We start from the raw sequence: 25,488 nt of genomic DNA, 5'->3' as shown, positions 1-25,488 counted from the left end.
CGGCGAGCTGCGCCACGCCCGGTCGGTCGGGGCGGGCATGGGCGTGTGTTCGGCCTTCTCAGCGTTGCGTTCACACATTCGCCAGGCGCGTGCTGCATCGTGGTGCCAGCCCGGGCAGTCGGGCACGCCCAGGGGAGGGAGTCCGGAGTGAGTGGAGTCGGAAGCAGCCAGGTGGGGGAGTCCGGTGGGGACGTCAGCCTGGTCCACGTGACGATGATCGCGGCAGCGGCCGCGATGGGCGGATTCCTCTTCGGCTACGACAGCGCGGTGATCAACGGTGCGGTCGACGCCATCCAGCAGAGGTTCGAGGTGGGCCCCGGGGTGCTCGGGTTCACCATCGCCGCGGCCCTGCTCGGCTGTGTGGCGGGGGCGGCGACGGCGGGCAACCTCGCCGACAGGCTGGGCCGGATCCGGGTCATGCAGATCGCCGGTGTGCTGTTCGCCGTCAGCGCCATCGGCTCGGCCCTGCCGTTCTCGGTGGTGGACCTGACCCTGTGGCGGATCATCGGCGGTGCGGCCATCGGTATGGCCTCGGTGATCGCGCCGACCTACATCGCCGAGGTCTCACCCGCCGCCTACCGAGGGCGGCTGGCCTCCCTGCAGCAGCTCGCCATCGTGTTGGGCATCGCGTGTTCGCAACTGGTCAACTACGCGATCGCCCAGGCGGCCGACGGCAGCGCGCAGAACGCGCTGGGGCCCGTACAGGCCTGGCAGTGGATGCTGGGCATCGAGGTGCTGCCCGCCCTGGTCTACCTGAGCCTGAGCCTGGTCATTCCCGAGTCCCCCCGGTACCTGGTCCGGGTGGGGCGGGTGAATCAGGCCCGCGAGATCCTGAGCGGCGTCGAGGGTGGCGGGACCGCACGGATCGAGCAGCGTATCGGTGAGATCCGGGAGGCCCTGGGGGCGGAGGTCCGCCCCAGGCTGCGCGACCTCACCGGGCGCTACGGGCTGTTGCCGATCGTGTGGATCGGTATGGCCGTCTCGGCCTTCCAACAGCTGGTGGGCATCAACGTCATCTTCTACTACTCCAGCTCCCTGTGGCAGTCGGTGGGCGTCGCCGAGTCCGACTCGCTCCTGTTGAGCCTGTTCACCTCGGTGGTGAACATCGTGGGCACCGTGATCGCGATCCTGCTGGTGGACCGGGTCGGCCGCAAACCCCTGCTGCTGGTGGGTTCGGCCGGGATGACCGTGGCACTGGCGGCGACCGCCTACGCGTTCAGTAACGCCGTGGTCCGGGGAGAGGAGGTCGTCCTCCCGTTCGACTGGGGTGTGGTGGCACTGGTCTCGGCCAGCTCCTTCGTGCTGTTCTTCGCGCTGTCCTGGGGCGTGGTCGTGTGGGTGCTGCTGGGTGAGATGTTCCCGCTGCGTATCCGTGCCGCCGCCATGGGTGTGGCCACCGCGACCCAGTGGCTGACCAACTGGCTCATCACCGTGAGTTTCCCGAGCCTGCGTGACTGGAGCCTGCCGGGCACGTACGTGATGTACGCCGGGTTCGCGCTGCTGTCGTTCCTGTTCGTGTGGAAGTTCGTCAAGGAGACCAAGGGCAAGACCCTGGAAGAGATGCAGGGCTAGGAGCTCGGCGGCCCTTTCCCACCGTCCGGGAGCCAGCAGCTCAGGCTTCCGGGGGGCAGACAGGGGGCAGGAAGGGCGAGCGGCCGGTGCGTTTCCCCGTGCACGGGGAAACGCACCGGCCGCTCGGGGCGGGTCCCGGGAGCGTCCGTTCAGACCTGACCGGGCGCCCGGCCCCCGAACAGGTCGTGCACCTCCTCGGCCGTGCTCTCCCGCAGCTCGTCGTCGAGCAGCAACCATCGGGTGATCCCGACCGACTCCAGGAACCGCAGGTCGTGGCTGGCGACCAGAAGCGCCCCCCGGTAGGCCTCCAGGGCGTTGGTCAGCTGCCGCACGCTGGACAGGTCCAGGTTGTTGGTCGGCTCGTCCAGCATCAGCAGCTGCGGGGCCGGTGAGGCCAGCATCGTCGCTGCCAGGGCGGCCCGGAAGCGCTCACCACCGGACAGCGTCCCGGCGCTCTGCGCTGCCCGTGCCCCCTTGAACAGGAATCGGGCCAACTGGGCGCGGATGTGCTGGGCGGTCACGTCCGGCGCCATCCGGGACACGTTCTCGAAGACGCTCAGCTCCTCGTCCAGCACGTCCAGCCGCTGCGGCAGGAACCGGACCGGAACGGACACCCTGGCCCGGCCCTCCACCGGCTCGTCCGCTCCGGTGAGGGTGCGCAGCAGCGTGGTCTTACCGGCGCCGTTACGGCCGACCAGGGCGATCCGCTCGGGGCCGCGCACCATGAGGTTTCCCTCGACCAACCTGCCGAACCGGGGGCGCAGCCCGCTCAGTTCCAGCACGTCACGGCCGTTGGGCACCTCGGTGTGCGGAAGCTCCACCCGGATCTCGGCGTCCCTGCGGACCGCGTCGGCCGCCTCCTCCCGCCGCTCGCGGGCCTCCTCCAGCCGGTCCTCGTGCACGCCGCGGAGCTTGCCCGCGGACTGCTGGGCGGCCTTCTTCAACTCGTTGGCGACGATCTTCGGGACACCGCCCTGGGCGTCCAACCTCCTGCTCCTACTCTGCCGTTTGGCCAGTTTGACCTGGGTCTCCTCCAGTTCGCGCTTCTGCCGGCGCACGTCCGCGTCGGCGGAGCGCAGCATACGTTCGGCCGCCTCCTGCTGGACGGCCAACGCCTCCTGGTAGTCGGACCAGCCGCCCCCGTAGACCGTCACGGAACCGGTGCGCAGTTCGGCGATGCGGTCCACCCGCTCCAGGAGTTCGAGGTCGTGGCTGACCACGATCAGGGAACCGGAGCGCCAGGTCTCCACGGTTTCGTGGAGTCTGCGACGCGCGTACAGGTCGAGGTTGTTGGTCGGCTCGTCCAGCAGGAGCACGTCGGGGCGCTCCAGCAGTACCGCGGCCAGGCGCAGCAGGACGGTTTCGCCACCGGAGAGCTGGCCTACGGTGCGGTCCAGACCGATGCCGTCCAGACCGAGTGAGCCCAGGGTCGCCAGAGTGCGCTCCTCGATGTCCCAGTCGTCGCCGACCGTCTCGAAGTGCCGTTCCGAGGCGTGGCCCGCCTCGATGGCGTGCAGCGCGGCGCGCTTGTCGGCGATGCCCAGGGCCCGGTCGACCCGCAGGTCGGTGTCGAGGGTGACGTTCTGCGGCAGGTAGGCCAGGCTGCCGCCGACGGTCACCGAGCCCCGGGCGGGGCGCAGCCGCCCGGCCAGCAGCCGGAGCAGGGTGGACTTGCCTGCACCGTTGGTACCGACCAGCCCGGTGCGGCCCCTGCCCAGGGTGAGGGAGAGCCCGTCGAAGACGGTGGTGCCGTCCTTCCACCGGAAGGACAGGTCGGAGCAGGCCGCGGCGGCACTCGCGGTGGTGCTGGTTTTTGGCATGGGTGTTCTCGCAGTCAGAAGCGGTGTGGAAAGGGCTTCGTGTGCGAGCACCACGCGGCCGACGGCCGAGAGGACAGGCGAGAGAGTCCTGGACTGGTCAGGGACGGCTCATACACCGAGGTTCCATGCACGCGACGGGCAGGCCGGTTACCGGCGCCGTACCGCGTGATGATCGCGAACCTCAGATGCGCAACGTCCACCTCTATCGGAGACAACAGGACGTGAGTACCCTACCCACCCGGTCCGTGCTGTCAACCGTTTTCCGAGTTCCCCGGTGAGGGGTGAGGGAGGTGCGGGAAGGCCGCGGGGGAGGAGGTCAGTACTCCTCGAGATCGATTTTGCGCTGGAGGTACTCCTCCCGGCTGATCTCACCTCGGGCGTAGCGCATCCGCAACTCCTGCGCGGCAGCGTCCAGCTCCGGGGATGCGGGCCGCCGGGGAGCCTCGGGGAGCGGTTTCCCGTGGCGCTGCCTGAGGGTCCGGCTGACCTCGGTGACGGTGAGCACGAAGAAGAAGGCCAGCGCCAACATGACCAGGATCATGACCGCGGCGACGAAGATGTTCACGGAACCGCTCCCTTGGCTGTGCGAGGGCCGGTGTACCTCACCTCCTCCCTGTCTACTCCCTTCCGGGGGCGTCCCGCCAGAACGGGGACCGGCCCGGTGAGGGCCCGGGCAGGGGGCCGACCGGGGGTCCGAGCGCACCCGGGGCCGGACAAACCGCCGTAACCTGGGGTATCGCGATCCGGAAGCCGTTGCAGAAAGGGCGGGATGCGCGTTCTCCTCGTGGACAACCACGACTCATACACCTATAACCTGTTCCAGCTCCTCGCCCGCGTACTCGGCGAGGAGCCCTGGGTGCTGACCAACGACGGCCCGGGCTGGGCGGACCTGGACCCCGCCTCCGTGGACGCCGTGGTCGTCTCCCCGGGGCCGGGCCGCCCGCAGACCGTCCGCGACCTGGGACGGGTCCCCGAACTGCTGGCGCACACCCCCCTGCCGGTCCTGGGGGTGTGCCTGGGCCACCAGGCCATCGCCCACCTGGCCGGGGCCGAGGTGTCCTCGGCACCCGAACCCCGCCACGGTCACCTGACCCGGGTGCGACACGACGGCGCGGGACTCTTCGCGGGGGTGCCGCAGGACTTCACCGCCGTGCGCTACCACTCCCTGGCCGTCCCCGAGCCCCTCCCCGGCTCCCTGGCGGCCACCGCCTGGGCCGAGGACGGGGTGGTCATGGGCCTGGAACACCGCGAACTCCCGCGCTGGGGCGTGCAGTTCCACCCCGAGTCGATCGCCAGCGAGCACGGCTCCGACCTGGTCGCCAACTTCCTGGACCTGGCCCGCCCGCATGCCCGTGTACGCACCTGCCCGGATCCGGCCCCCAGCGAGGGCTCCGCCCGGCGCCCGGACGCCGCGGCGGCCCCCGAACCCGTGGTGGTGGAGATCGCACGGGCCGTGAACACCGAACGCGCCTTCGCCCGGCTGCACGCGGACGCCGAGTACGCGTTCTGGTTGGACAGCTCCCGCCCCGAGGGGCCCGCCCGATTCTCGTTCCTGGGCGAGGCCTCGGGACCCACCGCCGAGGTGCTCACCTACGACGTGGGCGATACGGGGGTGCGGGTACGCACCGCCACCGGTACCCGGGTCGAGCCCGGGAACGTGTTCGAGGCGCTGGAGCGCCGCACCGGCCACACCCCCCGTGGCACCGGCCTGCCCTTCGGTTTCACCGGCGGTTACGTGGGCTACCTCGGCTACGAACTCAAGGCCGACACCGGAGGCGAACGCGCCCACGACGCACCCACCCCGGACGCGGTGTGGATGCGCTGTGACCGCTTCGTCGCCGTCGACCACCACGAGGACCGCACCTACGTGGTCTGCGCCGACGGGGCGGCCGACGCCCGCGCCTGGGCCGAGGACACCCGTGCCGCCCTGGTGGACCTGCCCCCGCTCCCCGAACCCGCCCCCTCCGCCACCCCCGTCGACCTGCCCGGCCTGCTGGAGCGGCCACGCGAGGGGTACGTCGACGACGTCAAGGCGTGCCTGGGCCACCTCACCGAGGGGGAGAGCTACGAGATCTGCCTGACCAACCGGGTCCGGCTGCCCGACCCGGGCGGGGACGACCTGGACTTCTACCGTCGGCTCCGAGCCGCCAACCCCGCCCCCTACGCCGCCTTCTTGCGGCTGGGCGCGGTGACCGTGCTGAGCGCCTCCCCGGAGCGCTTCCTGCGCGTGGACGCCGACCGGATCGCCGAGAGCCGGCCCATCAAGGGCACCGCGCCCCGGCACGGGGACCCGGCCACCGACGCCCGCATCGCCGAGGAGCTGCGCACCGGAGCCAAGACCCGCGCGGAGAACCTGATGATCGTGGACCTGCTCCGCAACGACCTGGGCCGGGTGTGCGAGGTGGGTTCTGTGGAGGTTCCCGCGTTCATGTACACCGAGTCCTACGCCACCGTGCACCAGTTGGTCTCCACGGTCCGGGGGCGGTTGCGTCCGGGGGTGTCGGCGATGGAGGCGGTACGGGCGAGTTTCCCGGGCGGTTCGATGACCGGCGCCCCCAAGTTGCGGACCATGGAGATCATCGACCACCTGGAGTCCTCGGCCCGCGGGGTCTACTCGGGTGCGCTGGGGTACGTCTCGCACTCGGGCGAGGCGGATCTGAGCATCGTCATCCGTACCGCCGTGCGCGCGAACGGCGAGGTCACCGTGGGTGCGGGTGGCGCGATCGTGCTGGACTCCGACCCGGAGGAGGAGTACGGGGAGATGCTGCTCAAGGCCGAGGTCCCCCTTCGCGGCCGCTGAGGCGTCTGCCCCTCAGTGCCCCGATGGGGCACTCCCGGGACCGGCTTCCAACTCATCGGTAACAACACCCGACGGTGAACTAGAACGTGTTGCAGTCCGGTGTTAGGTTCCGGCCATGCGAGTAGACGAGTACCTCGAACACGACGCCGTCGGCCTGGCCGCACTGGTCCGGGCCGGTGAGGTCACCCCGACCGAAGTCCTGGAGGCCGCCATCGAGCGCGCCACGCAGGTCGACCCCGCGCTCAACGCGATCATCCTGCCGATGTACGAGGAGGGCCGACGCCTCGCCTCGGCCTTCCCCGAGGGCCCGCTCGGCGGAGTCCCCTTCCTCCTCAAGGACCTCTTCCAGGACTACGCCGGGTATCCCACCTCCGCCGGCAACCGGGCACTGCGCCACCGGCCCGCGGTCCGCAACTCCGAGGTGGTGAACCGCTGGCTCTCGGCCGGTCTGGTGCCCTTCGGCAAGACCAACACCCCCGAGTTCGGCGCCAAGGGGGTCACCGAGTCCGACGAGTTCGGCCCCGCCCGCAACCCCTGGAACCCGGCGCACACCCCCGGCGGCTCCTCAGGTGGTTCGGCGGCCGCCGTGGCGGCGGGCATCGCACCGGCCGCGGGGGCCAACGACGGCGGCGGTTCCATCCGTATCCCCGCCGCCTGTTGCGGGCTGTTCGGGCTCAAGCCCGGCCGCGGCCGGGTACCGTTCGGGCCCAACGGGGGCGAGCCCATGCACGGCGCCTCGGTCAACGGGGTCCTCACCCGAACCGTGCGTGACAGCGCCGCTCTGCTCCAGGCGACGGCGGGCTCCGAGGCCACCTCGCCCTACCCGATCGCTCCGCCCGACCGCCCCTACACCGAGGAGGTCGGCCGCGACCCGGGGCGGCTGCGAATCGGTTTCACCGACCGCTCGCCGCTGGGCACCCGGGTGCACCCCGAGGCGGTCCGGGCGGTCCGTGAGGCGGCCGCACTGCTCGAGGGACTGGGCCATGAGGTGGTCGAAGCCGAACCCGACATCGACGGCCGGGCGCTCACCGAGGACTTCCTCACGCTCTGGTACGGCTCGATGGCCGCCCTGGTGGACGGGGTCAAGGCCGACACCGGCTGCTCGGACGAGCACTTCGAACCCGACACCCTCATGCTCGCCGCCATGGGCCGAACCCGCACCGCCGCCGACTACGTACGCGGCAACAACCGCTGGCACGAGCACGTCCTCGCGCTCGCCGACTTCCACTCCCGCCACGACCTCCTCCTCACCCCCACCATCGCGGGACCGCCGGTGACCGTGGGGCGCCTGGACCCGCCGCCGTGGCTGCGCACCGTCGAACGCCTGCTGGTGCGCACCCGCACCGAACGCGTCGTCACCGCGACCAACCTGGTGACCACCGAGGTCATGAACAACCTGACCGCGACCCCGTTCACGCTGACGGCCAACCTGACCGGCACCCCCGCCATGTCGGTGCCGCTGCACTGGACGGCCTCCGGCCTGCCGTTGGGCGTGCAGTTCGTCGCGGCTCCGGCGGGCGAGGGGCTCCTGCTGCGCCTGGCCGCCCAACTGGAGGAGGCCAGCCCCTGGGCGCACCGACGTCCGACGGGGGTGCCGTTCCCCGCCCCGGCGTGAACCGGCCCTGACAGCCCCCGCCGCGGCGGGGGCTGTTCCGGCGCAGCCGCTCCGGGCGCAGGAGCCCGGCGACCGCCGCTGCGCCGGCGCACCTGCCCTTAAACGGTCAGGACGATCTTGCCGGTGGTGCGGTCGGTCTCACCCAGTGTGTGCGCCTTGGCCGCCTCGGCCAGCGGGAGGACGGTCTCCACGTGGGCCCGCAGTTCTCCCCTTTCCACCAAGTCGGCGATCGCGTTCATGCCCTGGTGGTCGGCCTCCACCAGCAGTGTCTCGACCCGGACCCCCAGGCTCCGCGCCCGGTCCTCCTCCTGCGGGTCCTGGCCGGGCAGGAGCGAGACCAGGGTCCCGCCCGGGCGCAGCACCTCCAGGGAGCGGGTCCGAGTTTCTCCCGACACCGGGTCCAGGACCACGTCGATGTCCCCGGTGGCCTCGGTGAAATCGGTCGTGCGGTAGTCGATGACCTCGTCCGCGCCCAGCTCGCGCAGGAGGGCGTGCTTGGGCTCGCTCGCGGTGCCGATGACGTACGCGCCCAGGGACTTGGCGATCTGCACAGCCACGTGTCCGACCCCTCCGGCGGCGGCGTGTACCAGCACGCGCTGTCCGGCCCGGAGCCGGGCGGTGTCGACCAGTGCCTGGTAGGCGGTGAGGGAGACCAGCGGCAGCGCTCCGGTCTGGACGTGATCGACCGAGGCGGGTTTATGGGTGAAGGCGCGCGCGGGGCCCAGCGCGTACTCGGCGTGCGAGCCCACCCCGTGCGGGTAGGGCAGCATCCCGAAGACCTCGTCACCGGGCTTGAACAGGGTGACGCCGTAACCCACGGACTCCACGACCCCGGAGACGTCCCAGCCCAGGACGAGGGGGAGGCGGTTCAGGAAGAGGCCGCTCGCACGGTGTTTCCAGTCGGTGGGGTTGACCCCGGCGGCGCGGACGGAGACCAGGATCTGGCTGGGGCCCGGGGCGGGGCGGGGGAGCCGGATCTCGTGCAGGACCTCCGGTCCGCCGTGGGTGTCCTGGCTGATGGCCCGCATGGTGGCGTTGTTGTCGTTGCTCATGGTTCCCAGGTTGGCGGATCGGGCGCCGTCGGCACCATGGCATGATTGCCATCTTTGGATAGGATCTTGCCATGAGCACTCCGCACCGTGTCGTGGTCCTGGCCCTGCCGGGTGTCTACCCCTTCGAGCTGGGCATCCCGAACCGGGTCCTCGGGTCCGCCGAGGGCCGGTACGAGGTGCTGACCTGCGGGATCGAGGGTTCCTCGGTGCGCACCAACACCGACTTCGCGATCACCGTCGAACACGGACCCGAAGTCCTGTTCACCGCCGACACCGTGGTGATCCCGCCCTTCGACCACCACCTGCTCTCCGAAGGGCTGCCCTCCGCCGCCGGCGCGGCCCTGGACGCGGTACGACCGGGGACACGTGTGGTCTCCATCTGTACCGGAGCGTTCCTCCTGGCCGCCGCGGGGTGGCTCGACGGGCGCCCGGCCACCACCCACTGGAAGCTCGCACCGCTCTTCCGACAGTGGTACCCGCGGGTCGACCTGGACCCCGACGTCCTGTTCGTCGACGACGGCGACCTGCTGACCTCCGCGGGGGCCGCCTCGGGGGTGGACGTGTGCCTGCACCTGGTGCGCGCCGACCACGGGAGCGAGGTCGCCAACCGGGTGGCGCGGACCTGCGTGGTGCCCCCCTGGCGGGACGGCGGCCAGGCCCAGTACATCGAACAGCCGGTGCCCGAGGAGGGTCGGGACGGGACAGCCGACACCCGGGGCTGGGTGCTGGAGCACCTCGGTGAACCGCTCGCCCTCACCGACCTGGCCGAGCACGCCAACATGAGCCTGCGCACCTTCATCCGGCGCTTCAACGAGGAGGTCGGGGTGAGTCCGGGCCGGTGGCTGACCCAGCAGCGGATACTGCGGGCCCGACACCTGCTGGAGTCCACCGATCTGCCCGTGGAGGACATCGCCGGGCAGGTGGGCTTCGCCACCGGGACCTCGTTGCGACAACACCTGCGGGCCGCGATCGGAGTGTCCCCGCTCACCTACCGGCGCACGTTCCGAGGCGCCATGGCCGACGTTTCCTGAGGTCAGAGGCGCTGATCAGGAAGTCATTGAAATACTGATGACAGACATAGGGTGCCTCATTGGAAAATAATTGCTCGGACAACTAGCGTCGGTGACGTCGCGGTCCTGACTCTGTCGTGTGCGGTCCGTCAGGGCCGGCGACAGGCAACACATCATCCAGGCCCACCGCCCGAGCACCTTCGGAGTGACACAGCATGTCCAAGATCCTCTTTGTGATGACCGGCGCCGACCACTGGACACTGGCCGACGAAACCCCGCACCCGACCGGTTTCTGGGCCGAGGAGGCCGTGGCACCCTACGAGGCCTTCAAGGACGCCGGACACGAAATCGTGGTCGCCACCCCCGGCGGGGTCGTTCCCCCCGTCGACCAGGGCAGCCTGGCCGCGGGAGCCAACGGCGGCCAGGAGAACGCCGACCGGGTCGCCGCCGCCCTGGACTCCTTCACCGAACTCCGCTCGCCCGTCAAGCTGGAGGAGGTCGACCTCGACGAGTACGCCGCGGTCTACTACCCCGGCGGACACGGCCCCATGGAGGACCTGGCCGTGAACACCACCTCCGGCCGGCTGCTCACCGCCGCCCTGGACTCGGGCAGGCCGCTCGGCGTGGTCTGCCACGGCCCGGCCGCCCTGCTGGCAGCCGAGCGCGCCGACGGCACCAACGCGTTCGCCGGTTACCGGGTCAGCGGCTTCACCAACGACGAGGAGACCCAGGCGGGGCTGGCCGACAAGGCTCGGTGGCTGCTCCAGGACCGCCTGGTCGAGGCCGGGGTGGACTTCCAGGAAGGGGAGCCCTGGGCGCCCAAGGTCGTGGTGGACCGGAACCTGGTCACCGGCCAGAACCCGGCCTCCTCCGCCCCGCTGGCCCAGGAGCTGCTCAAGCAGCTGGGCTGAGCGGAGCCCGAACGGGCGGGCCCCGCCCCGGGGCCTGCGCTGGCCGGCGGAAAACCGATTGCCCCGGCCGCCGGCCAGCGGCACCCTGGTGCCCCGTGAGCATTCCCCCGTTCCAGATCCGCGCCCGGTACACCGACACCACGGTCACCGTCTACCAGGCCTACGCCCCCGCCATCGGAGTCCCCGCGGCGCGCGACGGCCGCTTTCCGACCTCGTGGAAGCGCGAGCGGATGACCTGGGTAAAACCGTCGTTCCGGTGGATGATGTACCGCTGCGGCTGGGGGCTCAAGGAGAACCAGGAGACCGTCCTGGCGGTGGAGATCGACCGCGCGGGGTTCGAGTGGGCACTGCGCAACTCGGCACTGTCGCACTACGAACGGGGCGTGCACGCCGACCGGGACGCCTGGAAGCGCGAACTGCGCGAGGCCCCCGCACGGGTGCAGTGGGACCCCGAACGCGACCTCTACCTGAACCCACTGGGTCACCGTTCGCTCCAGCTCGGTCTGTCGGGTGAGGCATCGCGCCGCTACGCCGACGAATGGACAGTGGCGATCACCGACGTGACCACGTTGGCCCACGAGGTGCACGGCCTGGTGCGGAAGGGGGACCTGGACGCGGCGTCCGAGCTGTTGCCGCGGGAGCGCCCGTACCCGGTCGCGGAGGGGACGATCGCCCACCTGCGCCCGGCCGCTGCTTCGGCCCGGACGGGCTGACCCGGCAGGGCCCTCCTCCTCCGGGGCCTTCCGTGCGGAGCGCTAGCCGGCCGGTTCCGCACGGACGCGGATGCCGTCACGGGTGTACGCCCAGGCGGTTCCGCAGGTGAAGGGGAGTTCCCGGCACCCCTTCGACAGACACGGCTCCCAAGCTCCGCAACGCCCCTTCCCCGCGTGGGCGGCACCGTCCGGATCCGGCTCGTCGGGACCCAGGGTGGCCAGGAGCGCGTGGGCCTCCTTGGTACCGAAGGCCGAGACGGCCAGGCCGCGCAGCTCCCGTTCCCGGGTCGGGTCCAGGCCGTCACGGAACACCAGTACGTCGGACAGTGTCCGGCGGGCCAGGTCCACGACCTCGCGCTGGGCGGCCGAGAGGTGGGGGTGGGCCCGTTCGTAGCGTCGTAGGTGCTCCAGCCACAGGTCACGGCGGGCCAGGGGCGGGAGTTCGGCGAAGACGAGGCGGCGGCGGACCAGTGGGTGGGACACGAACGCGTCGTAGTCCCTCGGCAGCCGGTCCCGGTTGGTCTCCACCCACTCCCGGGCCAGGGCGTGGTCGGAGCGGGCCAGCCCGGGGGTGCGTCCGGCCAGCGCCAGGGTCACGAGCGCGGCGCCGCCCGCGGCCCAGCGCAGCAGGCGCGGCCGCACCGGGACACGGGCGGCGGAGATTCGAGCCCGTTCCCAGGGGGCGCGGCAGCGTTGGCGGCTCAGTTCCCCCAGCGCCTCCAGGACCCGCAGCGCCACCCGCGCGCCCAGGCCGCGCACGAACGGGCGGACCATCGCCGCCCCGCTCCAGCAGCGGATGTCGTCGCCGCGGTGGCGGACCAGCGTCGGTACCCAGGGGGCGTTCGGCCCCCACTGGCGGACCCGCCACTCCCGCACGTCCGGGTGGGTGAGCGGCAGCGTCTCCAGCCTGCCGCCGGACACCGCCTCCACCGCGTGGGAGATGTCGGCGCACCTGTCGCACGAGGAGTCGAAGGCCAGTACGTACCGAGTCCGAATGTTCCTCATGTTCTCCCTTCCCCAACCGCCACATCCCAGTGTTGGGGCACGGGCTCCGGCGTGGGACAGGTTTTCGGAACTTGGTATGCCCAATCAGCGGGAACCGGAGGCAGAAACGGTGCGAACACGGATGAATCCGCGCTCGCACCGCCCGTTCTCGCTCGTTTCGGTACTACTCGAACCCGGGTTCTCCCTTGCACACCAACCACCCCGGGCCGTGGGGCCGACCCGCCTGCCGATCACCTCGGTCCGGTCGGGGCGGCCACGACAAAGGTGCCGGAACGCGGTCCGCGGGGACGGTGGCGGAGGTTGTCCACAGGACGAGTGGCGAAAATCGTTGTCCCAGGGCCGTCCGCGATACGGTTACGGGCATGGGGAACACACCGGCGCGGCCTTCCACTTCGGCCGAGGACTACGTGAAGGTCATCTACGACCTCCAGGAACGCGGCACCGGGCCGGTGACGATCTCCGGAATGGCCGAGCGGCTCTCGGTGTCCAACTCCTCGGTGTCGGGGATGCTCCGCAAACTCAACGAACTCGGTTTCGTGGAGCACCAGCGATACGGCAACGTCAGCCTCACCGAGACCGGGACCAAGGCCGCACTGGCGGTCCTGCGTCGCCATCGGCTGCTGGAGACCTACCTGGTGGCCGAGTTGGGCTACTCCTGGGACGAGGTGCACGACGAGGCCGAAATCCTCGAACACGTGGTTTCGGACAAGTTCGTCGACCGCATCGCCGCCCATCTGGGGGAACCGGTGGTGGATCCGCACGGCGACCCCATCCCCACCCGCGAGGGCACCATCGTCGAACGCGAGTCCGTACTGCTCTCCGAGGCCGAGGCCGGGACGTCCGGAGTGATCGTCCGGGTCAACGACACCGACCCCGAGCTCCTGCGCTACCTGGCCGACATCGACATCGGTATCGGCATGCGCGTGGAGGTCGTGGAACGACTTCCGTTCGCCGGTTCCATCCAGATCTCGGTACATCCGGAGAAGGGCGGCGAGGAGAGGGACCAGGCTCTCGGTCTGGTCGCCGCCGAAGCCCTCTGGCTCAGCCCCGAGGACAGGTAAAGGAAACCCAGCTCCGAAGGCCCGGGCTTCCACGCCCAAAAACATGGTGGGCCAGGACGCCTCCGGCGATCCCGGGCAGGAAGTTCCCCGAAATCCCATTGACCAGGCCGAAGGAGCGGCTACCGCGGGCCACGGGAACAGTCCTACCTCCGGTGGTCACTCCCGGCCCTCTGCGCGCCGGGGCCGGTTCGGGCGCTCAGCGCCTTTCACGATGGACATCGACCTCAATCAACTCCGGCCCCGCGGGGCCGACCGCCGGTCAGCGCGGCCTGGCAGTGAAGGCACACCCCGGAGACGATCGGTACCCGGGCGGCACGGACGGCCCGCCGCCTCGACGGCGGGCCGCTGACCAGGCCCGTGCCCTACTGCTGCGGACGCACACCGGGGTTGCCCGAATCGATGACGAACCTGGCCCGGTCACGGATGGGCGCCCCCGGTTCGCTCACGTAGTCGACCACCCGGTAGTCGGCGATCCACTCCGTCGGGGTGACCGTGTTGCGCACGTAACCCCGGTTGCGGTTGATGAACCTGATGTGCGGGTTCTCGGCGAGCTGGACCGCGTCGCCCGGGTTCTGCTCCACCCCGTCCCGGCCGCTGGTGAAGGACGTACCCACCAGTTCGGTGGCCACGGTCGCCGAGTACTCGTCGTCGAAGTCGGCCTTGACGTCCACCACGTAGTTGGCGTGCACGTCGCCGGTGAGGACCACCGGGTTGGACACCCCGGCGAGCTCGTCACGGACGCTGTCCCGCTCGACCCGGTAGTTGTCCCAGGCGTCGTTGCTGAAGTTGGTGGCCCCGCCTGTGGCGAAGTCACGCTGGGAGAAGAACACCTGCTGGGCCAGGACGTTCCAGGTGGCGGTGGAGTCGGTCAGTCCCCGGGACAGCCACCGGCGCTGGTCGGCGCCCAGCAGGGTGCGCTCGGGGTCGTCGCGCTCGGAGTCCTCCACCTGCACGTCCCGGTACTGGCGGGTGTCCAGCAGGTGCATGTCGACCAGGTTGCCGAAGGTCAGTCTGCGGTACAGGTGCAGATCGGGACCGGCCGGGCGCTGGGCGGCGCGCAGCGGCATGTGCTCGTAGTAGGCCTTGAGCGCGTGTTCCCGGCGCAGCAGGAACTCCTCCGGCGGCACGTCCTCCCCGTAGGAGGTGTCGTCAGCCCAGTTGTTCTCCAGCTCGTGGTCGTCGAAGACCACCGCCCAGGGGAAGGCCGCGTGCGCCGCCTGGAGGTTGTGGTCGGTCTTGTACTGGGCGTGCCGGATCCGGTACTCGGCCAGGGAACGGACCTCCCTCTCCGGGAGGTGTCCACGGCCGATCTCACCCTGGTCAGCGGTCTCGTAGATGTAGTCGCCGAGGAAGGCCACCAGATCCAGATCCTCCTCAGCGAGGTGGGCCTGGGCGGTGTAGTGGCCGTTGGTGTAGCTCTGGCAACTGGCGAACGCGAAGGCGAACCGGTCCAGCCGGGTACCGGGCACCGGAGCGGTCCGGGTCCGGCCGACCGGGCTGATCTCGTTGCCGACCCGGAAGCGGTAGAAGTAGTCGGCCCGGGGGCGCAGGTGCTCCAGTTCCACGTGTACCGAGTGCGCCTGCTCGGGACCGGTCTCGGCAGTGCCCGAGGCGGCGAGCGTGGAGAAGTCCTCCCGGTGGGAGACCTGCCACTCGACCTCGACCGTGCGGTCGGGCATCCCGCCCAGACCGTCCTCAGCGAGGGGGTCGGGGGCCAGCCGGGTCCAGAGCACGACACCGTCGTGGCGCGGGTCGCCGGACGCGACGCCCAGGGAGAAGGGTTCGGTGATCACGGGGCCCCGGGGGACGGCCGCGAACGCGGAGGGCGCGCCCAGGGCGCTGCCCAGGGCTGCGGCGCCCAGAGTGACGGCTCCACCGACCAGGGCCCGGCGGCGGGTCGTGGCGGACCCCGCCACGGGGGGACCGGACGGTTCGGAAGCTACGGGGGATACGGGCGATACGGGTGTACCCGGCATGCACGGTCTCCTGGAGTTCACGTGGGGGCCGCCCCGGCGAGCGCTCAGGACGGGAGAAGCCGTGCTCCATCCCGCCACGGAAAGCAGTACGTCCCAACCACTGCACGGTGAACATTGTCCTCCCCAGAGTGACTGGAAAGTAACTGAGAGTTGTGGCTTGGGCGTTTCTGTAATTTCCAGGCGTTGGTGTCACCGCCGCCATCCGCCCCGTGCCCGCGCCCCGCGTCATCCCCGGTCCGGCGCCGACCCCTGGTCACCTCGACCACGGCTCAGAGCAGGCTGATGACGTGCTTGCCCCGCACACCCCCGGCCTCCAGTGCGCGGTGGGCCTTGGCGATGTCGGCGAGCTCGTGCACCGTGTCCACGACCGGACGGACCTCACCGCGTTCCACGTACCCGGCCAGGTCGGCGAAGAGCGCGGTCTTGGGATTCCCGCTGAAGAAGACGGTCCGACGCCGCCCCAGGCTCGGTCCGCATCCGGCCCTGCGGGGGCCGCACTGGCGGTGAACGCCTGGCCATGCGAGCGTCCGGCCCCGGGACGGTGCCCGACGAAGGAGTCCGCAACCCCTCGCGCCGCTCCGCCCCCGGCACCTATCCTGGACGCATGGAACAGCGACATTAACTCCTAGGCCGCGGCCGAGGCCGGTCCGAGGCGAACGCCCGGGCACCACCGGGTGACCACCACCCCAGGTGCCCCAGTTCGCCCGACCGAAAGTCCTCCATGACCACCCTGCCTTCGCGCGTGCCCGACACGCGCCCGGCCAGGCTGACCCGGCCGCTCTACGCCTACGCCCTCCTCGAGGAGTTCGTCCTCCTCTATCCGCTGTACGCCCTGCTCTTCACCGAGACCGGGCTGTCCGTCGCCCAGATCAGCTCACTCTTCGTGCTGTGGTCCCTGACCAGCGCGCTCCTGGAGATCCCGGCCGGCGCCTGGGCCGACGTCGTGCCCCGCCGCCACCTGATCGCCGCCGCACCGCTCCTTGCCGGCACCGGGTTCGCACTGTGGCTGCTCCTCCCGGCCTACTGGACGTTCGCCCTCGGGTTCGTCCTGTGGGGCGCGGGCGGCGCCCTGTCCTCGGGCGCTCTCGAAGCGCTCGTCTACACCGAACTCGCGCACCGCGGCGCCGCCGACCGGTACGCCCGGGTCATGGGGGTGGCCCGGGCCCTGGGCGTGGCCTCGGTGGGCGCGGCAACCCTGCTCGCCGTGCCGGTGATGGCCCACGGCGGCTACGCGGCGATCGGTGCGGCCAGCGTGGCCGCCTGCGTGCTGTGCTCACTCGCCGGCACGGCCCTGCCGGAGAACCGCCCCCGGCGCTCCGCCGGCGCCGCGACCGAACGGAAAGAAGGTGCTGATCCCGCCCCGGGCTACCTGCGGACCCTGCGGGCCGGCCTGGCCGAGGCGCGCGGCAGCCGAACCGTACGCCACGCGATCGTGCTGGTCGTGGTCGTCACCGTGTTCTGGGAGATGCTCGAGGAGTACGTCCCCCTGCTGGCCGCCTCCGCCGGGGTGGCCGACCAGGACGTGCCGCTGGTGGTGTTGACGGTGTGGGTCTGCGTCACCGCGGGCGGGCTGCTCGCCGGCCCCGCCTCCCGCCTGTCCCCGCGGACCCTCGGTGCGCTCCTGGCCCTGGCCGCCGTGGCCATCGGCGCGGGGGCCCTGTTGGGGAACCCGGTCGGCTGGCTCCTGCTCGGCGGCGGTTTCGGCGTGTGTCAGATGATGAACGTGGTCGTCGACGCCCGGCTTCAGGACAGCATCACCGGACCCGGCCGGGCCACCGTCACCTCCCTGGCCGGTCTGGGCACGGAGGCGGTGAACGTCCTGTCCTTCCCGCTGTACGCCGGGGTGTTCCTGGCGCTCGGGCACGGGCCGACCTTCGCGCTGTTCGCCGCCCCCTACCTCCTCACGGCCGTGCTGATGGCCCGGGGCGGCAACCGCCGGGCACCGGCACGATGAGTTGATACGGTGCGCGGGCCGTGGGCGGGAGGGACCGCCTGCGGCCCGCCCGCTTTCCCGGCGCCCCCTGTTCATTCCCTTGCATCGGTGAATAGCATCGTTTGTTGTGACACACCAGACGACGAACACCGCGAACAGCGACGGCCCGGGCCTTGCGTCCGTGCGCGGGATCAGCGTCAGTTACACCGACCGTGGAGCAGGGTGCCCCGTCCTGTTCATCCACGGCCACCCCTTCGACAAGAGCATGTGGGAACCCCAGGTCCGGGCACTGGCCGGACGCGGGTACCGGGCGATCGTCCCGGACCTGCGCGGCTACGGACGCAGCACCGTCGTGCCCGGAGTGACCTCGATGGACACCTTGGCCCGGGACCTGGCCGCACTCCTGGACCACCTGGAGCTGGACGTGGTCAACGTGGTGGGCCTGTCCATGGGCGGACAGGTCGCGTTGGAGATGTACCGGCTCTTCCCCGACCGGGTGGACTCACTGACCCTGGCGGCGACCAACCCGATGCCCGAGACGGACCAGGGCAGGCTCTCCCGCAAAAGGATGGCCGCGCGTCTGCGCGAAGAGGGCATGCGCGGCTACGCCGACGAGATGCTGGTCGGCATGATGACCGCCGAGAACGTACGGGACCTGCCCGCGGTCGCCGACCACGTGCGCGCCATGATGTACGCGGCCCCGCCCGAAGGGGCTGCCGCAGCACAGCTGGGCAGGGCCGAACGCCCCGACCACACCCCACTGCTCAAACGCATCTCCGCGCCCACCCTGCTGCTGGTGGGCCAGCACGACGGTTTCACCCCGCCCGGGGGAGCCGAACTGATGCACGTCCAGGTCCCGGACTCGGTCGTGGAGATCATCGAGGGCGCCGGGCACCTGCCCAATCTGGAGCGCCCGGACCGGTTCAACGAGGTCCTGCGCCGCTTCCTGGAACAGGCCCGCACCCGCTCCCGCGCACTCTGACCTCGGGGACGCCCGCCCCGGCCCGGACGGTTCGGCGGGCCGGGGCGGACCGGGTCAGACCGCGGTTCTCTCCACCGGCATCCACACCTCGCCCGTGGCGAGGTCCCCGTCCGTTCCCTCGTACTCCACCCTCACCATCTGCGGGCCCTGCCTGGCCCGGTAGGCGGGATTGGCCGGGAACCACTCCGCGTGCGCGTACACCCAGATCCGCTGGATGGACTCGGGAAAGGTCACCCGTTCGAACTGGAAGGCCACCCAGGTGCCCGCAGGCACCTCCAGGGCCTCCATGTCCTCGGGGACCCCGGCGGCGGAACTGGCGGCCGCCACGTAGAAGTCGACGTCGCTGCCCTCCCGCTGGTCGGGGTCGTGGGCGACGGTGACCGACAGGCCGCCGTGCGGCTCCTGGTCGGACAGTTCCCCGATCCGCTCGTGGACGTTCCCGCCCAGTCCCCGGACGAACTCGACCATGGGCTGGTTGACGCCCTCGTGGACCAGCGGGACCCTGGCCCTGGGACCGATGAGGCGGAACGCCTCCTTCTCGAGGATCCGGTAACGCATGGCGGTGCTCCCTTCGACGGTGAGGTGGAAGGTCAGGCGTGACTGGGAGCTGAGCGCGGCACCCGAGCGCCGGGCCTGGCCAGGGCCGACCCCGTGCACGGCCCGGAACGCCCGCCCGAAGGCCTCCGCCGACCCGTAGCCGTAGCGGACCGCGATGTCGAGCAGGGTGTCCCTGCCCTCGATCACCTCGGCCCCGGCCAGGGTGAGGCGGCGTCGGCGCACGTACTCGGAGATCGGCATCCCCGCCAGCACCGAGAACATCCTCCGGAAGTGGTGCTCGGAGGTGAGCGCGGCCCGCGCCATCGCGGCCACGTCCACCGGTTCCCCCGGGTTCTCCTCGACCCGTCCGAGTGCCTCGTTCAACCGGTCCAGCACCTGTTCCTCCCTCGTTCACCAGCCAAGTTACGGACGGCGTCCCCGCCCCGACCCGACAGTTCGGGTTCGTCTGCGGTCAGGTCGGCGCCCCTCCTCGACCTGTGCCCCGGACGGGCTTGCGCCGAGGGAAAACCGTCTGTCGTCCCGTCCGCCTACGCTCTAACGTGTCAGCCTCAGACCGCCCCCCCCGCCCGGAAGGCCCCATGGTCCGGAGCACGCCCCCGCCCGCCGCCGAACGCCCCCGCCGCGCACCCCTGGGCGCGGAGTTCCGCAAACTCCTGGGGGCGGTGGGCCTGGGAAACCTGGGCGACGGGATCGCGGTGGTGGCGCTTCCCTGGTACGCCACCACCCTCACCGACGACCCCTTCCTGGTCGCGTCGGTGGGCGCGGCCACCCGCCTGCCCTGGTTGTTCGCCCTGGTCGCCGAGGTGGTGGGCGACCGGGTCGACCGCCGCCGTCTGATGGTGGCCGCCGGGTGCGCCAAGGCGCTGCTGCTGGTGTCCCTGACCGCGATGGTCGCCCTGGGAGGCGGGTCGATCCCGTTGCTGATCGTGGTGGCTCTGGCGGTGGGGGTGTGCGAGGTGTTCTTCGACAACACCGCGCAGTCGGTGGTGCCCACCGTGGTGCCGCACTCGCGGCTGGAACGGGCCAACGGTTACCTGCAAGGGGTGGAGCGGATACTCAACAAGTTCCTGGGCGCCCCGCTGGCCGGGGCGCTGCTGGCAGCCTCCACCGCTTGGGCCTTCGGTGCCCAGGCCGCACTCGTCCTGCTGGCCGTGGTCTGCCTGCTCAGCCTGCGCGGGAACTTCCATCCGACACCGGCCGGGGGACCCCGGCCCTCCGTCCGGTCCATGTTGCGTGAGGGGATGGTGTGGCTGTGGCGTCACCCGGTACTGCGCCCGCTGGCGCTGGTCACCGGTGTTTCCAACCTGGCCTCGGCGCTGATGGGGTCGGTGCTGGTGCTCTTCGCCCAGGACGTGCTGGACGTGGGGCCGCAGGGGTACGGGCTGCTGATGACCGTCACCGCGGCGGGGGCGGTCCTGGGGGCGCTGGTGGTGCCCTCCTTCTCCGCGCGGATCCACCCCTCCACCGCCCTGACCGTGATCCTGGCGGTCCTGGGCGCGACCGCGCTCGCCGTGGGCCTGCTGCACGAGGTCGCGGTGTTCGTGGTCTGCTACCTCCTCACCGGGTTCGTTTCGACGTGGTGGAACATCACCGTGCTCTCGCTGTTCCAGCGGTTGACCCCCGACCGGTTGCGGTCCCGGGCCTTCAGCGCCCATCGGACCCTGTCCTGGGGGATGCTGTCGGTGGGGTTGGCCCTGGGCGGGGCCCTGGCCACCGCCCTGGAGGGGCCGCTGGGCCGCGAATGGGCGCTCTCGGCCCCCTTCGTGGGGGCGGGGCTGATCGGTCTGGCCCTGACCGGGCCCCTGCCCTGGTACTCACCGTCGGGGCGATCGACCGGGCCCTGGCCGAGGCCCCGGATCCGATCTGACCGACCCCGGACCCGCCCGGGAGGTACGGACGGGAAAAATCTGGAAATCATCGGGCAAGGACCGTGTCTCGTTCGACGTGGCGTGCTGACGGCCACCACCATGGCCCCCAGGATGACTCGCAGGCCGACCCCGAGAAGGAGGTGGGCGGGGCGGGGGTACACACGCCCCGCAGACTATGGACCTTGGTTTTCTGCGACCTCTGTACGAAAGCGACGGCCCAGTGGCCTCGGTGCACCTGGACACCAGCCGCGACACCACGGACGCCGAGAAGAAGATCGAACTGCGCTGGCGGCACCTGCGCGAGCATCTGGCCGAGCTCGGGACCGACAAGGCCACGCTCGATGTCCTGGAGGAGGCCATCGGGCAGGGCGACTCCCGCGCCTACGGCGACCACGGGCAGGCGCTCTACGCCTCCGAGGGGCGTCTGCTGGGGGCTCACACACTCGCCGAAACACCCAGGCAGGACCGGGCCTCGCTGCTTCCCATTCCCGACGTCCTCCCTCTGGCGGTCGACCGGGGCCGTAGCGTCCCCTATGTCCTGGTGGCCCTGGACCGGATCCACGCCAAGGTGTTCGCCTACACCGCACAGCCCACTTCCAAACCCACGGTGGAAATGGAGAACGAGGGCTACGACCTGCAGGACATGGAATCGCAGGGACGAGTCCACCCTGGCCAGCGCGGTGATGCCGGAGGCCGCCGTGCCGACACCAACATCTCCCAGGAGCTGTGGAAGGAGAACACCGCCCAGGTCGCCGAGATGGTGCGTGAGGCGGTACACAAGGTCGACGCTGCGGCGATCATCGTCGGCGGTGACGACGAGGCCATCGCCTATCTGCGTGACAACCTCGGCCCCCGCCAGCTCACGATCCCGATCAAGGTGGTCGCGGGCGGGCGCGGCGGCGCCGACGCCGAGGAGCGCCTGCACGAGGCCGCTGAGGAGTGCCTGCGTGAGCTGATCCGGGAGGAGCACGAACAGGCCTTCTCCGACTACCAGCGCAAGCTCGCCCATGACCAGGCCGTCAAGGGCACCGAGTCCGTCCTGCCGATGCTGTCGGAGGCCCGGGTGGAGACGTTGCTGTTGGGCTCCGACCGGATCAACGAGCCCGAGCTGTGGGGTTCGTACCACTCACCGGTCCTGGTGGACACCTCTCCCAAGAATCTTGACGATCCGAACGCGGGCTTCAAGGCCCCGGCCAGCGCGCTGATGCTGCGTGCGGCGGTGATGTCGGACGCCGGTTTCGCCGAGCTGCCCCAGACCGAGCAGAGCGCCCCTCCGGAGGAAGACGTGCACCCCGTGGAGGCGTGTGCCACGCTGCGGTTCCCGAAGTAGCGGGACCCCGACAGGTCCGGAAAAAGCCGGCGCCCCGCTCCCGTCCGTGGGGGAGCGGGGCGCCTCCGTGTGCCGGGACCGCCCGTGGGCCGCGGCGCCTAGGACCGGGCCCAGACACCCAGCTCGTTCCCGCTCGGGTCGGCGAAGTGGAAACGCCGTCCGCCGGGGAAGGCATAGGGGGCCTCCAGGATCCGACCGCCGGCACGTTCCACGTCCTTCACCGTCCGGTCCAGGTCCTCGGAGAAGAGCAGAACGAAGGGCCCTCCTCCGCGTACCTCGCCGTTCGGGTTGAACCCGCCCACCTCGGACTCACCGTCGGGCGACCGGATCCCCGTGTACGCGGGCCCGTACTCGTTGAACCGCCACCCGAACGCCTCGGCGTAGAACCGTTTGGCCTCCTCCATGTCGGTGACCGAGATCTCGATGTAGTCCAGGGCGTGGTGCCGGTGCTGCGCTGATTCGCTCATGCCGGGCATTGTCCCCGACGGCTCCGACAGAACGAGGGCGAACACCCCGGTGCGACCGCACCGGTCCTGCCGGGTACAGCCGCCGCGCCCCGGCGGTGCTGCGCCTCCCGGGCTCCTGACACCCGGCCTCCGCGCCCTGGCGGTCAGGGGCTGATGGCAGCCAGGTCCCGCTCGGCCAGCTCGGGGTCCTCCGCCAGAAGCCGGTGGACCGTCTCCAGCACCGGCAGCTCCGCCTTCGCCGTGGCCAGGGCGACGTCCTTGGCCGCCAGGCGCACCGGGTACAGGGCCTCGGTGGCGAAGGCCCGACCGGCCACCCCGCCCGCGGGTCCGGCCAGCAGCCCCTCGCGTGCCTGCGCCTCGGGCACCCCCAGTTCGCGGGCGAGCCTGAGGGTGTCGGCGACCACCGCCACCCCGCCGATCACCGCGTTGATCAACACCAGTTTGAGCGCCGCTCCCGACCCCGGCCCACCGCAGTGCCGGACGGTCCCCAGATGGTTGAGCACCTTCTCCACTGCATCGTTCTCCGTCGGCGCGGCCGCGCCCCCGGCCAGGACGAGCAGCTCACCGGAGGCCACACGGTCCACGCTGCCCATCACCGGGGCGTCCACCAACGACACCCCCTCGGGCAGGCGGGCCCGCAGGTCGGCGACGACGTCCGGGCCCACCGAGGACATCTCCACCCAGACCGTTCCCGGCCGCAGGGCGGGGAGCATCTGTCCGGCGACCGAGCTCACGGCGGCCGGGTCGGCCAGCATCGTGATCACCACCGAGGCCCCGGCCACGCAGGAAGCGGGGGAGCCGGCCACCGTGGCCCCCTCCGCGCCCAGGCTCCGTGCCTTGTCGGTGGTGCGGTTCCAGACGGTGAGGTCGTGTCCGGCGGTCAGGAGGCGGCGGGCCATGGGCGTACCCATGCGGCCCAGCCCCAGAAAGGCGATCGTGTTCATGCCCTCGACGCTAGGGCCGCGCGCACCCATGCCACAAGCGAATGTCTAGCATGGGAGGCATGCCGGAACGACATGACGTGTACGAGACCTTCCTCCGGGTGGCCGAAACCGGTTCCCTGACCGCCGCCGCCCGGAGCCTGGGGTACACGCAGTCCGCGGTCTCCCGGCAGATCCACACCCTCGAACACGACCTCGGCACACCCCTGTTCGACCGGCTGCCCCGGGGCGTGGCGCTCACCGGGGCCGGACACGTCCTCGTGCCCCATGCCGAGGCGGTCGTGTCGCGGCTGGCGGCGGCCCGCACCGACCTGGAGGCCCTGCGCCGCCTGGACGGCGGGCGCCTTCGGGTGGGTTCCTTCGCCACCGCCGACGCCGCCCTGGTGCCCCGTGCCATCGCCGCCTTCCGCACACGCCATCCCCGTGTCCACCTGTCCCGGGACGAGGGATTCACCGTGGACCTGCTGGACCGGGTGCAGCAGGGCGGACTGGACCTGGCCGTGGTCAGCTCACCGCCCGACGGCGTCGGGGTCCGCCTGTCGCACCTGGCGGACGAACCGGTTCTGGTGGCGCTCCCGGCCGGACACCCGATGGCAGGACGGCGGGGGGTGCGGTTCGCGCAGCTGGAGGGGGATGAGTGGATCGCCGGGGGAGAGCGCCCCGAGAACACCCTGCTGGCCGCGGCGGTACGCCCGGGGTTCCGGCCCAGGGTGGCGCACGTGGTGCGCGAGTGGATCGCCAAACAGGGCTTCGTCGCCGCCGGACTGGGCGTGACACTGCTGCCCGCGCTGGCGGCCGCCTCGGTCCGCCCCGACATCGCCCTGGCCGCGATGGACCCGGGGGAGCTGCCCCACCGTGGCGTGTACGTGGCCCTGCCCGCGGACCGGCGCACCGCCCCGGCCACCGCGGCCTTCCTGGAGGAGCTGCGGGCCGCGGCCCGGTCCGTCCTGGACGGAGCGGCGACGTGAGGAGGACCCCGCCCCGCGTCCTGCTCAGGTGGCGGCGCGGGTGAAGGCCTCGGTTACCACGCTCTGCTCCAGCAGGCTGCGGGTCTCGCGCAGGGCGGCCAGGCTCTCCCGTTCGAGCTCCTCGCTGTGGCGGGCCGCGGGGATGGAGCAGCTCAGGGCGTCGGTGGCGGGGCGGTCGTAGCGCAGCGGGACCGCCAGGCAGCGGACGTCCTCGACGCTCTCCCCGTCCTCGGTGGCGTAACCCCGGTCCCGGATGGCGGCCAGTTCGGTGAACAGGACCCGGCGGTCGGTGACGGTGCTTGCGGTGAGCGGGGCCAGGGTGTCGGGGAGCAGGGCGTCGACCTCGGCATCGGTGCGTTCGGCCAGCAGTGCCTTGCCCAGGGCGGTGGCGTGCGCGGGCAGCCGCCTGCCCACCCGGCTGTAGGGCCGCAGGTAGTGGCGGGAGTCGCGGGTGGCCAGGTAGACGACGTCGGCGCCGTCCAGGCGGGCGAAGTGCAGGGTCTCCCCGGTGCGTTCGGAGAGCGCGTCCAGGTGGGGGCGGACCTGGGCGGTGCGGGTGTCGGCGTCGATGTAGCCGGTGCCGGTGAGCAGGGCGCGGATACCGAGCGTGTAGAGGGTGCCGGTGGCGTCGGTGCGCACCCAGCCGCGTTGGACCAGGGTCTGCAGGAGCGCGTACAGGCTGCTGCGCGGCACCCCCATGCGCTGCGACAGGACACGGAGCGAGGCGGCCTGGCCCAGCCCGCTCAGCAGTTCGAGCAGTTCCACGGTGCGGGCCGCCGACTTGACCTCGCGCACGCCCTCCTTCTCGCCGTCCACACCTGTCCCCACGTCTGTGCCTTCCGTTCGCCGTCGAGCGGAGTCTAGCCGCGCCCCGCCGCGGATGTTCTCGGCCGGGTGTTGACGTCC

21 protein-coding genes and 1 pseudogene are annotated in these 25,488 nt (G+C 71.3%); 12 read left to right on the top strand and 10 right to left on the bottom strand.

The genetic code is table 11. The annotated features are described in order from the left end of the window. Positions 1-213: 213 nt before the first annotated feature. Positions 214-1,572 (top strand): sugar porter family MFS transporter, encoded by a 1,359-nt coding sequence (locus ACUKCB_RS06580; protein ID WP_473040945.1) that lies wholly within the window; start codon positions 214-216, stop codon positions 1,570-1,572. A 149-nt stretch (positions 1,573-1,721) separates the two neighbouring features. Here the strand turns inward: ACUKCB_RS06580 and ACUKCB_RS06575 are convergent, their stop codons facing one another. After that, the gene (locus ACUKCB_RS06575; RefSeq protein WP_473039593.1) at positions 1,722-3,392 is read right to left on the bottom strand and encodes an ABC-F family ATP-binding cassette domain-containing protein; all 1,671 of its coding nucleotides are present in this window, start codon (positions 3,390-3,392) and stop codon (positions 1,722-1,724) included. 316 nt (positions 3,393-3,708) lie between these two features. Beyond that, positions 3,709-3,957 carry an SHOCT domain-containing protein gene (locus tag ACUKCB_RS06570; protein ID WP_473039592.1) on the bottom strand — a complete coding sequence of 83 codons (249 nt, stop codon included), beginning with the start codon at positions 3,955-3,957 and terminating at the stop codon, positions 3,709-3,711. 204 nt (positions 3,958-4,161) lie between these two features. Between ACUKCB_RS06570 and pabB the strand changes: the two genes are divergently transcribed. Next, entirely contained in the window at positions 4,162-6,192 is a 2,031-nt protein-coding gene (gene pabB, locus ACUKCB_RS06565) for an aminodeoxychorismate synthase component I (protein WP_473039591.1), read from the top strand. A 115-nt stretch (positions 6,193-6,307) separates the two neighbouring features. Beyond that, positions 6,308-7,807 (top strand): amidase, encoded by a 1,500-nt coding sequence (locus ACUKCB_RS06560; RefSeq protein ID WP_473039590.1) that lies wholly within the window; start codon positions 6,308-6,310, stop codon positions 7,805-7,807. A gap of 98 nt (positions 7,808-7,905) precedes the next feature. Here ACUKCB_RS06560 and ACUKCB_RS06555 read toward each other — a convergent pair whose 3' ends face one another. Then, the gene (locus ACUKCB_RS06555; protein ID WP_473039589.1) at positions 7,906-8,859 is read right to left on the bottom strand and encodes an NADP-dependent oxidoreductase; all 954 of its coding nucleotides are present in this window, start codon (positions 8,857-8,859) and stop codon (positions 7,906-7,908) included. 71 nt (positions 8,860-8,930) lie between these two features. Between ACUKCB_RS06555 and ACUKCB_RS06550 the strand changes: the two genes are divergently transcribed. The 3 genes from ACUKCB_RS06550 to ACUKCB_RS06540 all read left to right on the top strand — a co-directional run bounded on the left by ACUKCB_RS06550 (position 8,931) and on the right by ACUKCB_RS06540 (position 11,493). Next, positions 8,931-9,890 (top strand): GlxA family transcriptional regulator, encoded by a 960-nt coding sequence (locus ACUKCB_RS06550; RefSeq protein WP_473039588.1) that lies wholly within the window; start codon positions 8,931-8,933, stop codon positions 9,888-9,890. 194 nt (positions 9,891-10,084) lie between these two features. Further along, entirely contained in the window at positions 10,085-10,780 is a 696-nt protein-coding gene (locus tag ACUKCB_RS06545; protein WP_473039587.1) for a type 1 glutamine amidotransferase domain-containing protein, read from the top strand. Positions 10,781-10,875: 95 nt separating this feature from the next. After that, positions 10,876-11,493: a DUF4291 domain-containing protein gene (locus tag ACUKCB_RS06540; protein WP_473039586.1), complete on the top strand. Its 618-nt coding sequence runs from the start codon at positions 10,876-10,878 to the stop codon at positions 11,491-11,493. Between the two features lie 42 nt (positions 11,494-11,535). On the opposite strand, the gene ACUKCB_RS06535 is transcribed toward ACUKCB_RS06540, so the two are convergent. Continuing rightward, positions 11,536-12,498: a bacteriocin fulvocin C-related protein gene (locus tag ACUKCB_RS06535; RefSeq protein WP_473039585.1), complete on the bottom strand. Its 963-nt coding sequence runs from the start codon at positions 12,496-12,498 to the stop codon at positions 11,536-11,538. A gap of 362 nt (positions 12,499-12,860) precedes the next feature. Between ACUKCB_RS06535 and ACUKCB_RS06530 the strand changes: the two genes are divergently transcribed. Continuing rightward, complete coding sequence (locus ACUKCB_RS06530; protein ID WP_473039584.1) at positions 12,861-13,559, top strand: metal-dependent transcriptional regulator; 699 nt, start codon at positions 12,861-12,863, stop codon at positions 13,557-13,559. Positions 13,560-13,921: 362 nt separating this feature from the next. On the opposite strand, the gene ACUKCB_RS06525 is transcribed toward ACUKCB_RS06530, so the two are convergent. Together ACUKCB_RS06525 and ACUKCB_RS06520 are read right to left on the bottom strand one after the other, a co-directional pair. Next, positions 13,922-15,535, bottom strand: a complete 1,614-nt coding sequence (locus ACUKCB_RS06525) for an alkaline phosphatase D family protein (protein ID WP_473039583.1) — start codon at positions 15,533-15,535, stop codon at positions 13,922-13,924. Positions 15,536-15,804: 269 nt separating this feature from the next. Next, positions 15,805-16,203, bottom strand: coding sequence for a zinc-binding dehydrogenase (locus ACUKCB_RS06520; RefSeq protein WP_473040944.1), 399 nt, complete (start codon positions 16,201-16,203; stop codon positions 15,805-15,807). A gap of 53 nt (positions 16,204-16,256) precedes the next feature. Between ACUKCB_RS06520 and ACUKCB_RS06515 the strand changes: the two genes are divergently transcribed. Both ACUKCB_RS06515 and ACUKCB_RS06510 read left to right on the top strand, forming a co-directional pair. Then, the gene (locus ACUKCB_RS06515; protein WP_473039582.1) at positions 16,257-17,489 is read left to right on the top strand and encodes an MFS transporter; all 1,233 of its coding nucleotides are present in this window, start codon (positions 16,257-16,259) and stop codon (positions 17,487-17,489) included. Between the two features lie 106 nt (positions 17,490-17,595). After that, positions 17,596-18,450 (top strand): alpha/beta fold hydrolase, encoded by an 855-nt coding sequence (locus ACUKCB_RS06510; RefSeq protein ID WP_229826145.1) that lies wholly within the window; start codon positions 17,596-17,598, stop codon positions 18,448-18,450. Positions 18,451-18,504: 54 nt separating this feature from the next. Here the strand turns inward: ACUKCB_RS06510 and ACUKCB_RS06505 are convergent, their stop codons facing one another. Beyond that, the gene (locus tag ACUKCB_RS06505) at positions 18,505-19,383 is read right to left on the bottom strand and encodes an AraC family transcriptional regulator (protein WP_473039581.1); all 879 of its coding nucleotides are present in this window, start codon (positions 19,381-19,383) and stop codon (positions 18,505-18,507) included. Positions 19,384-19,586: 203 nt separating this feature from the next. Between ACUKCB_RS06505 and ACUKCB_RS06500 the strand changes: the two are divergent. Together ACUKCB_RS06500 and ACUKCB_RS06495 are read left to right on the top strand one after the other, a co-directional pair. Further along, a pseudogene (locus ACUKCB_RS06500) lies at positions 19,587-20,681 on the top strand (MFS transporter); the annotation flags it as partial. 370 nt (positions 20,682-21,051) lie between these two features. Further along, the gene (locus ACUKCB_RS06495; RefSeq protein WP_473039580.1) at positions 21,052-22,206 is read left to right on the top strand and encodes a baeRF2 domain-containing protein; all 1,155 of its coding nucleotides are present in this window, start codon (positions 21,052-21,054) and stop codon (positions 22,204-22,206) included. A gap of 98 nt (positions 22,207-22,304) precedes the next feature. Here the strand turns inward: ACUKCB_RS06495 and ACUKCB_RS06490 are convergent, their stop codons facing one another. Both ACUKCB_RS06490 and ACUKCB_RS06485 read right to left on the bottom strand, forming a co-directional pair. Further along, the gene (locus tag ACUKCB_RS06490) at positions 22,305-22,673 is read right to left on the bottom strand and encodes a VOC family protein (RefSeq protein WP_473039579.1); all 369 of its coding nucleotides are present in this window, start codon (positions 22,671-22,673) and stop codon (positions 22,305-22,307) included. 143 nt (positions 22,674-22,816) lie between these two features. After that, positions 22,817-23,617, bottom strand: coding sequence for an NAD(P)-dependent oxidoreductase (locus ACUKCB_RS06485; RefSeq protein WP_473039578.1), 801 nt, complete (start codon positions 23,615-23,617; stop codon positions 22,817-22,819). Positions 23,618-23,676: 59 nt separating this feature from the next. Here ACUKCB_RS06485 and ACUKCB_RS06480 point away from each other — a divergent pair, with 59 nt between their 5' ends. Then, positions 23,677-24,582, top strand: a complete 906-nt coding sequence (locus ACUKCB_RS06480) for a LysR family transcriptional regulator (protein ID WP_473039577.1) — start codon at positions 23,677-23,679, stop codon at positions 24,580-24,582. 24 nt (positions 24,583-24,606) lie between these two features. Here the strand turns inward: ACUKCB_RS06480 and ACUKCB_RS06475 are convergent, their stop codons facing one another. Continuing rightward, positions 24,607-25,398 (bottom strand): IclR family transcriptional regulator, encoded by a 792-nt coding sequence (locus tag ACUKCB_RS06475; protein WP_473039576.1) that lies wholly within the window; start codon positions 25,396-25,398, stop codon positions 24,607-24,609. Between the last annotated feature and the right edge of the window lie 90 nt (positions 25,399-25,488).

Source organism: Nocardiopsis moroccensis, from assembly GCF_055763695.1.
This window is presented reverse-complemented; position numbering and strand designations above follow the sequence as displayed.

What these genes read in the sequence shown, in the direction of transcription:
- ACUKCB_RS06580 (WP_473040945.1), top strand. Translation starts at nt 214, where the DNA reads ATGATCGCGGCAGCGGCCGCGATGGGCGGATTCCTCTTCGGCTACGAC.
- ACUKCB_RS06575 (WP_473039593.1), bottom strand. Translation starts at nt 3,392, where the DNA reads ATGCCAAAAACCAGCACCACCGCGAGTGCCGCCGCGGCCTGCTCCGAC.
- pabB (WP_473039591.1), top strand. Translation starts at nt 4,162, where the DNA reads ATGCGCGTTCTCCTCGTGGACAACCACGACTCATACACCTATAACCTG.
- ACUKCB_RS06560 (WP_473039590.1), top strand. Translation starts at nt 6,308, where the DNA reads ATGCGAGTAGACGAGTACCTCGAACACGACGCCGTCGGCCTGGCCGCA.
- ACUKCB_RS06555 (WP_473039589.1), bottom strand. Translation starts at nt 8,859, where the DNA reads ATGAGCAACGACAACAACGCCACCATGCGGGCCATCAGCCAGGACACC.
- ACUKCB_RS06550 (WP_473039588.1), top strand. Translation starts at nt 8,931, where the DNA reads ATGAGCACTCCGCACCGTGTCGTGGTCCTGGCCCTGCCGGGTGTCTAC.
- ACUKCB_RS06545 (WP_473039587.1), top strand. Translation starts at nt 10,085, where the DNA reads ATGTCCAAGATCCTCTTTGTGATGACCGGCGCCGACCACTGGACACTG.
- ACUKCB_RS06535 (WP_473039585.1), bottom strand. Translation starts at nt 12,498, where the DNA reads ATGAGGAACATTCGGACTCGGTACGTACTGGCCTTCGACTCCTCGTGC.
- ACUKCB_RS06530 (WP_473039584.1), top strand. Translation starts at nt 12,861, where the DNA reads ATGGGGAACACACCGGCGCGGCCTTCCACTTCGGCCGAGGACTACGTG.
- ACUKCB_RS06525 (WP_473039583.1), bottom strand. Translation starts at nt 15,535, where the DNA reads ATGCCGGGTACACCCGTATCGCCCGTATCCCCCGTAGCTTCCGAACCG.
- ACUKCB_RS06515 (WP_473039582.1), top strand. Translation starts at nt 16,257, where the DNA reads ATGACCACCCTGCCTTCGCGCGTGCCCGACACGCGCCCGGCCAGGCTG.
- ACUKCB_RS06495 (WP_473039580.1), top strand. Translation starts at nt 21,052, where the DNA reads ATGGACCTTGGTTTTCTGCGACCTCTGTACGAAAGCGACGGCCCAGTG.
- ACUKCB_RS06490 (WP_473039579.1), bottom strand. Translation starts at nt 22,673, where the DNA reads ATGAGCGAATCAGCGCAGCACCGGCACCACGCCCTGGACTACATCGAG.
- ACUKCB_RS06485 (WP_473039578.1), bottom strand. Translation starts at nt 23,617, where the DNA reads ATGAACACGATCGCCTTTCTGGGGCTGGGCCGCATGGGTACGCCCATG.
- ACUKCB_RS06480 (WP_473039577.1), top strand. Translation starts at nt 23,677, where the DNA reads ATGCCGGAACGACATGACGTGTACGAGACCTTCCTCCGGGTGGCCGAA.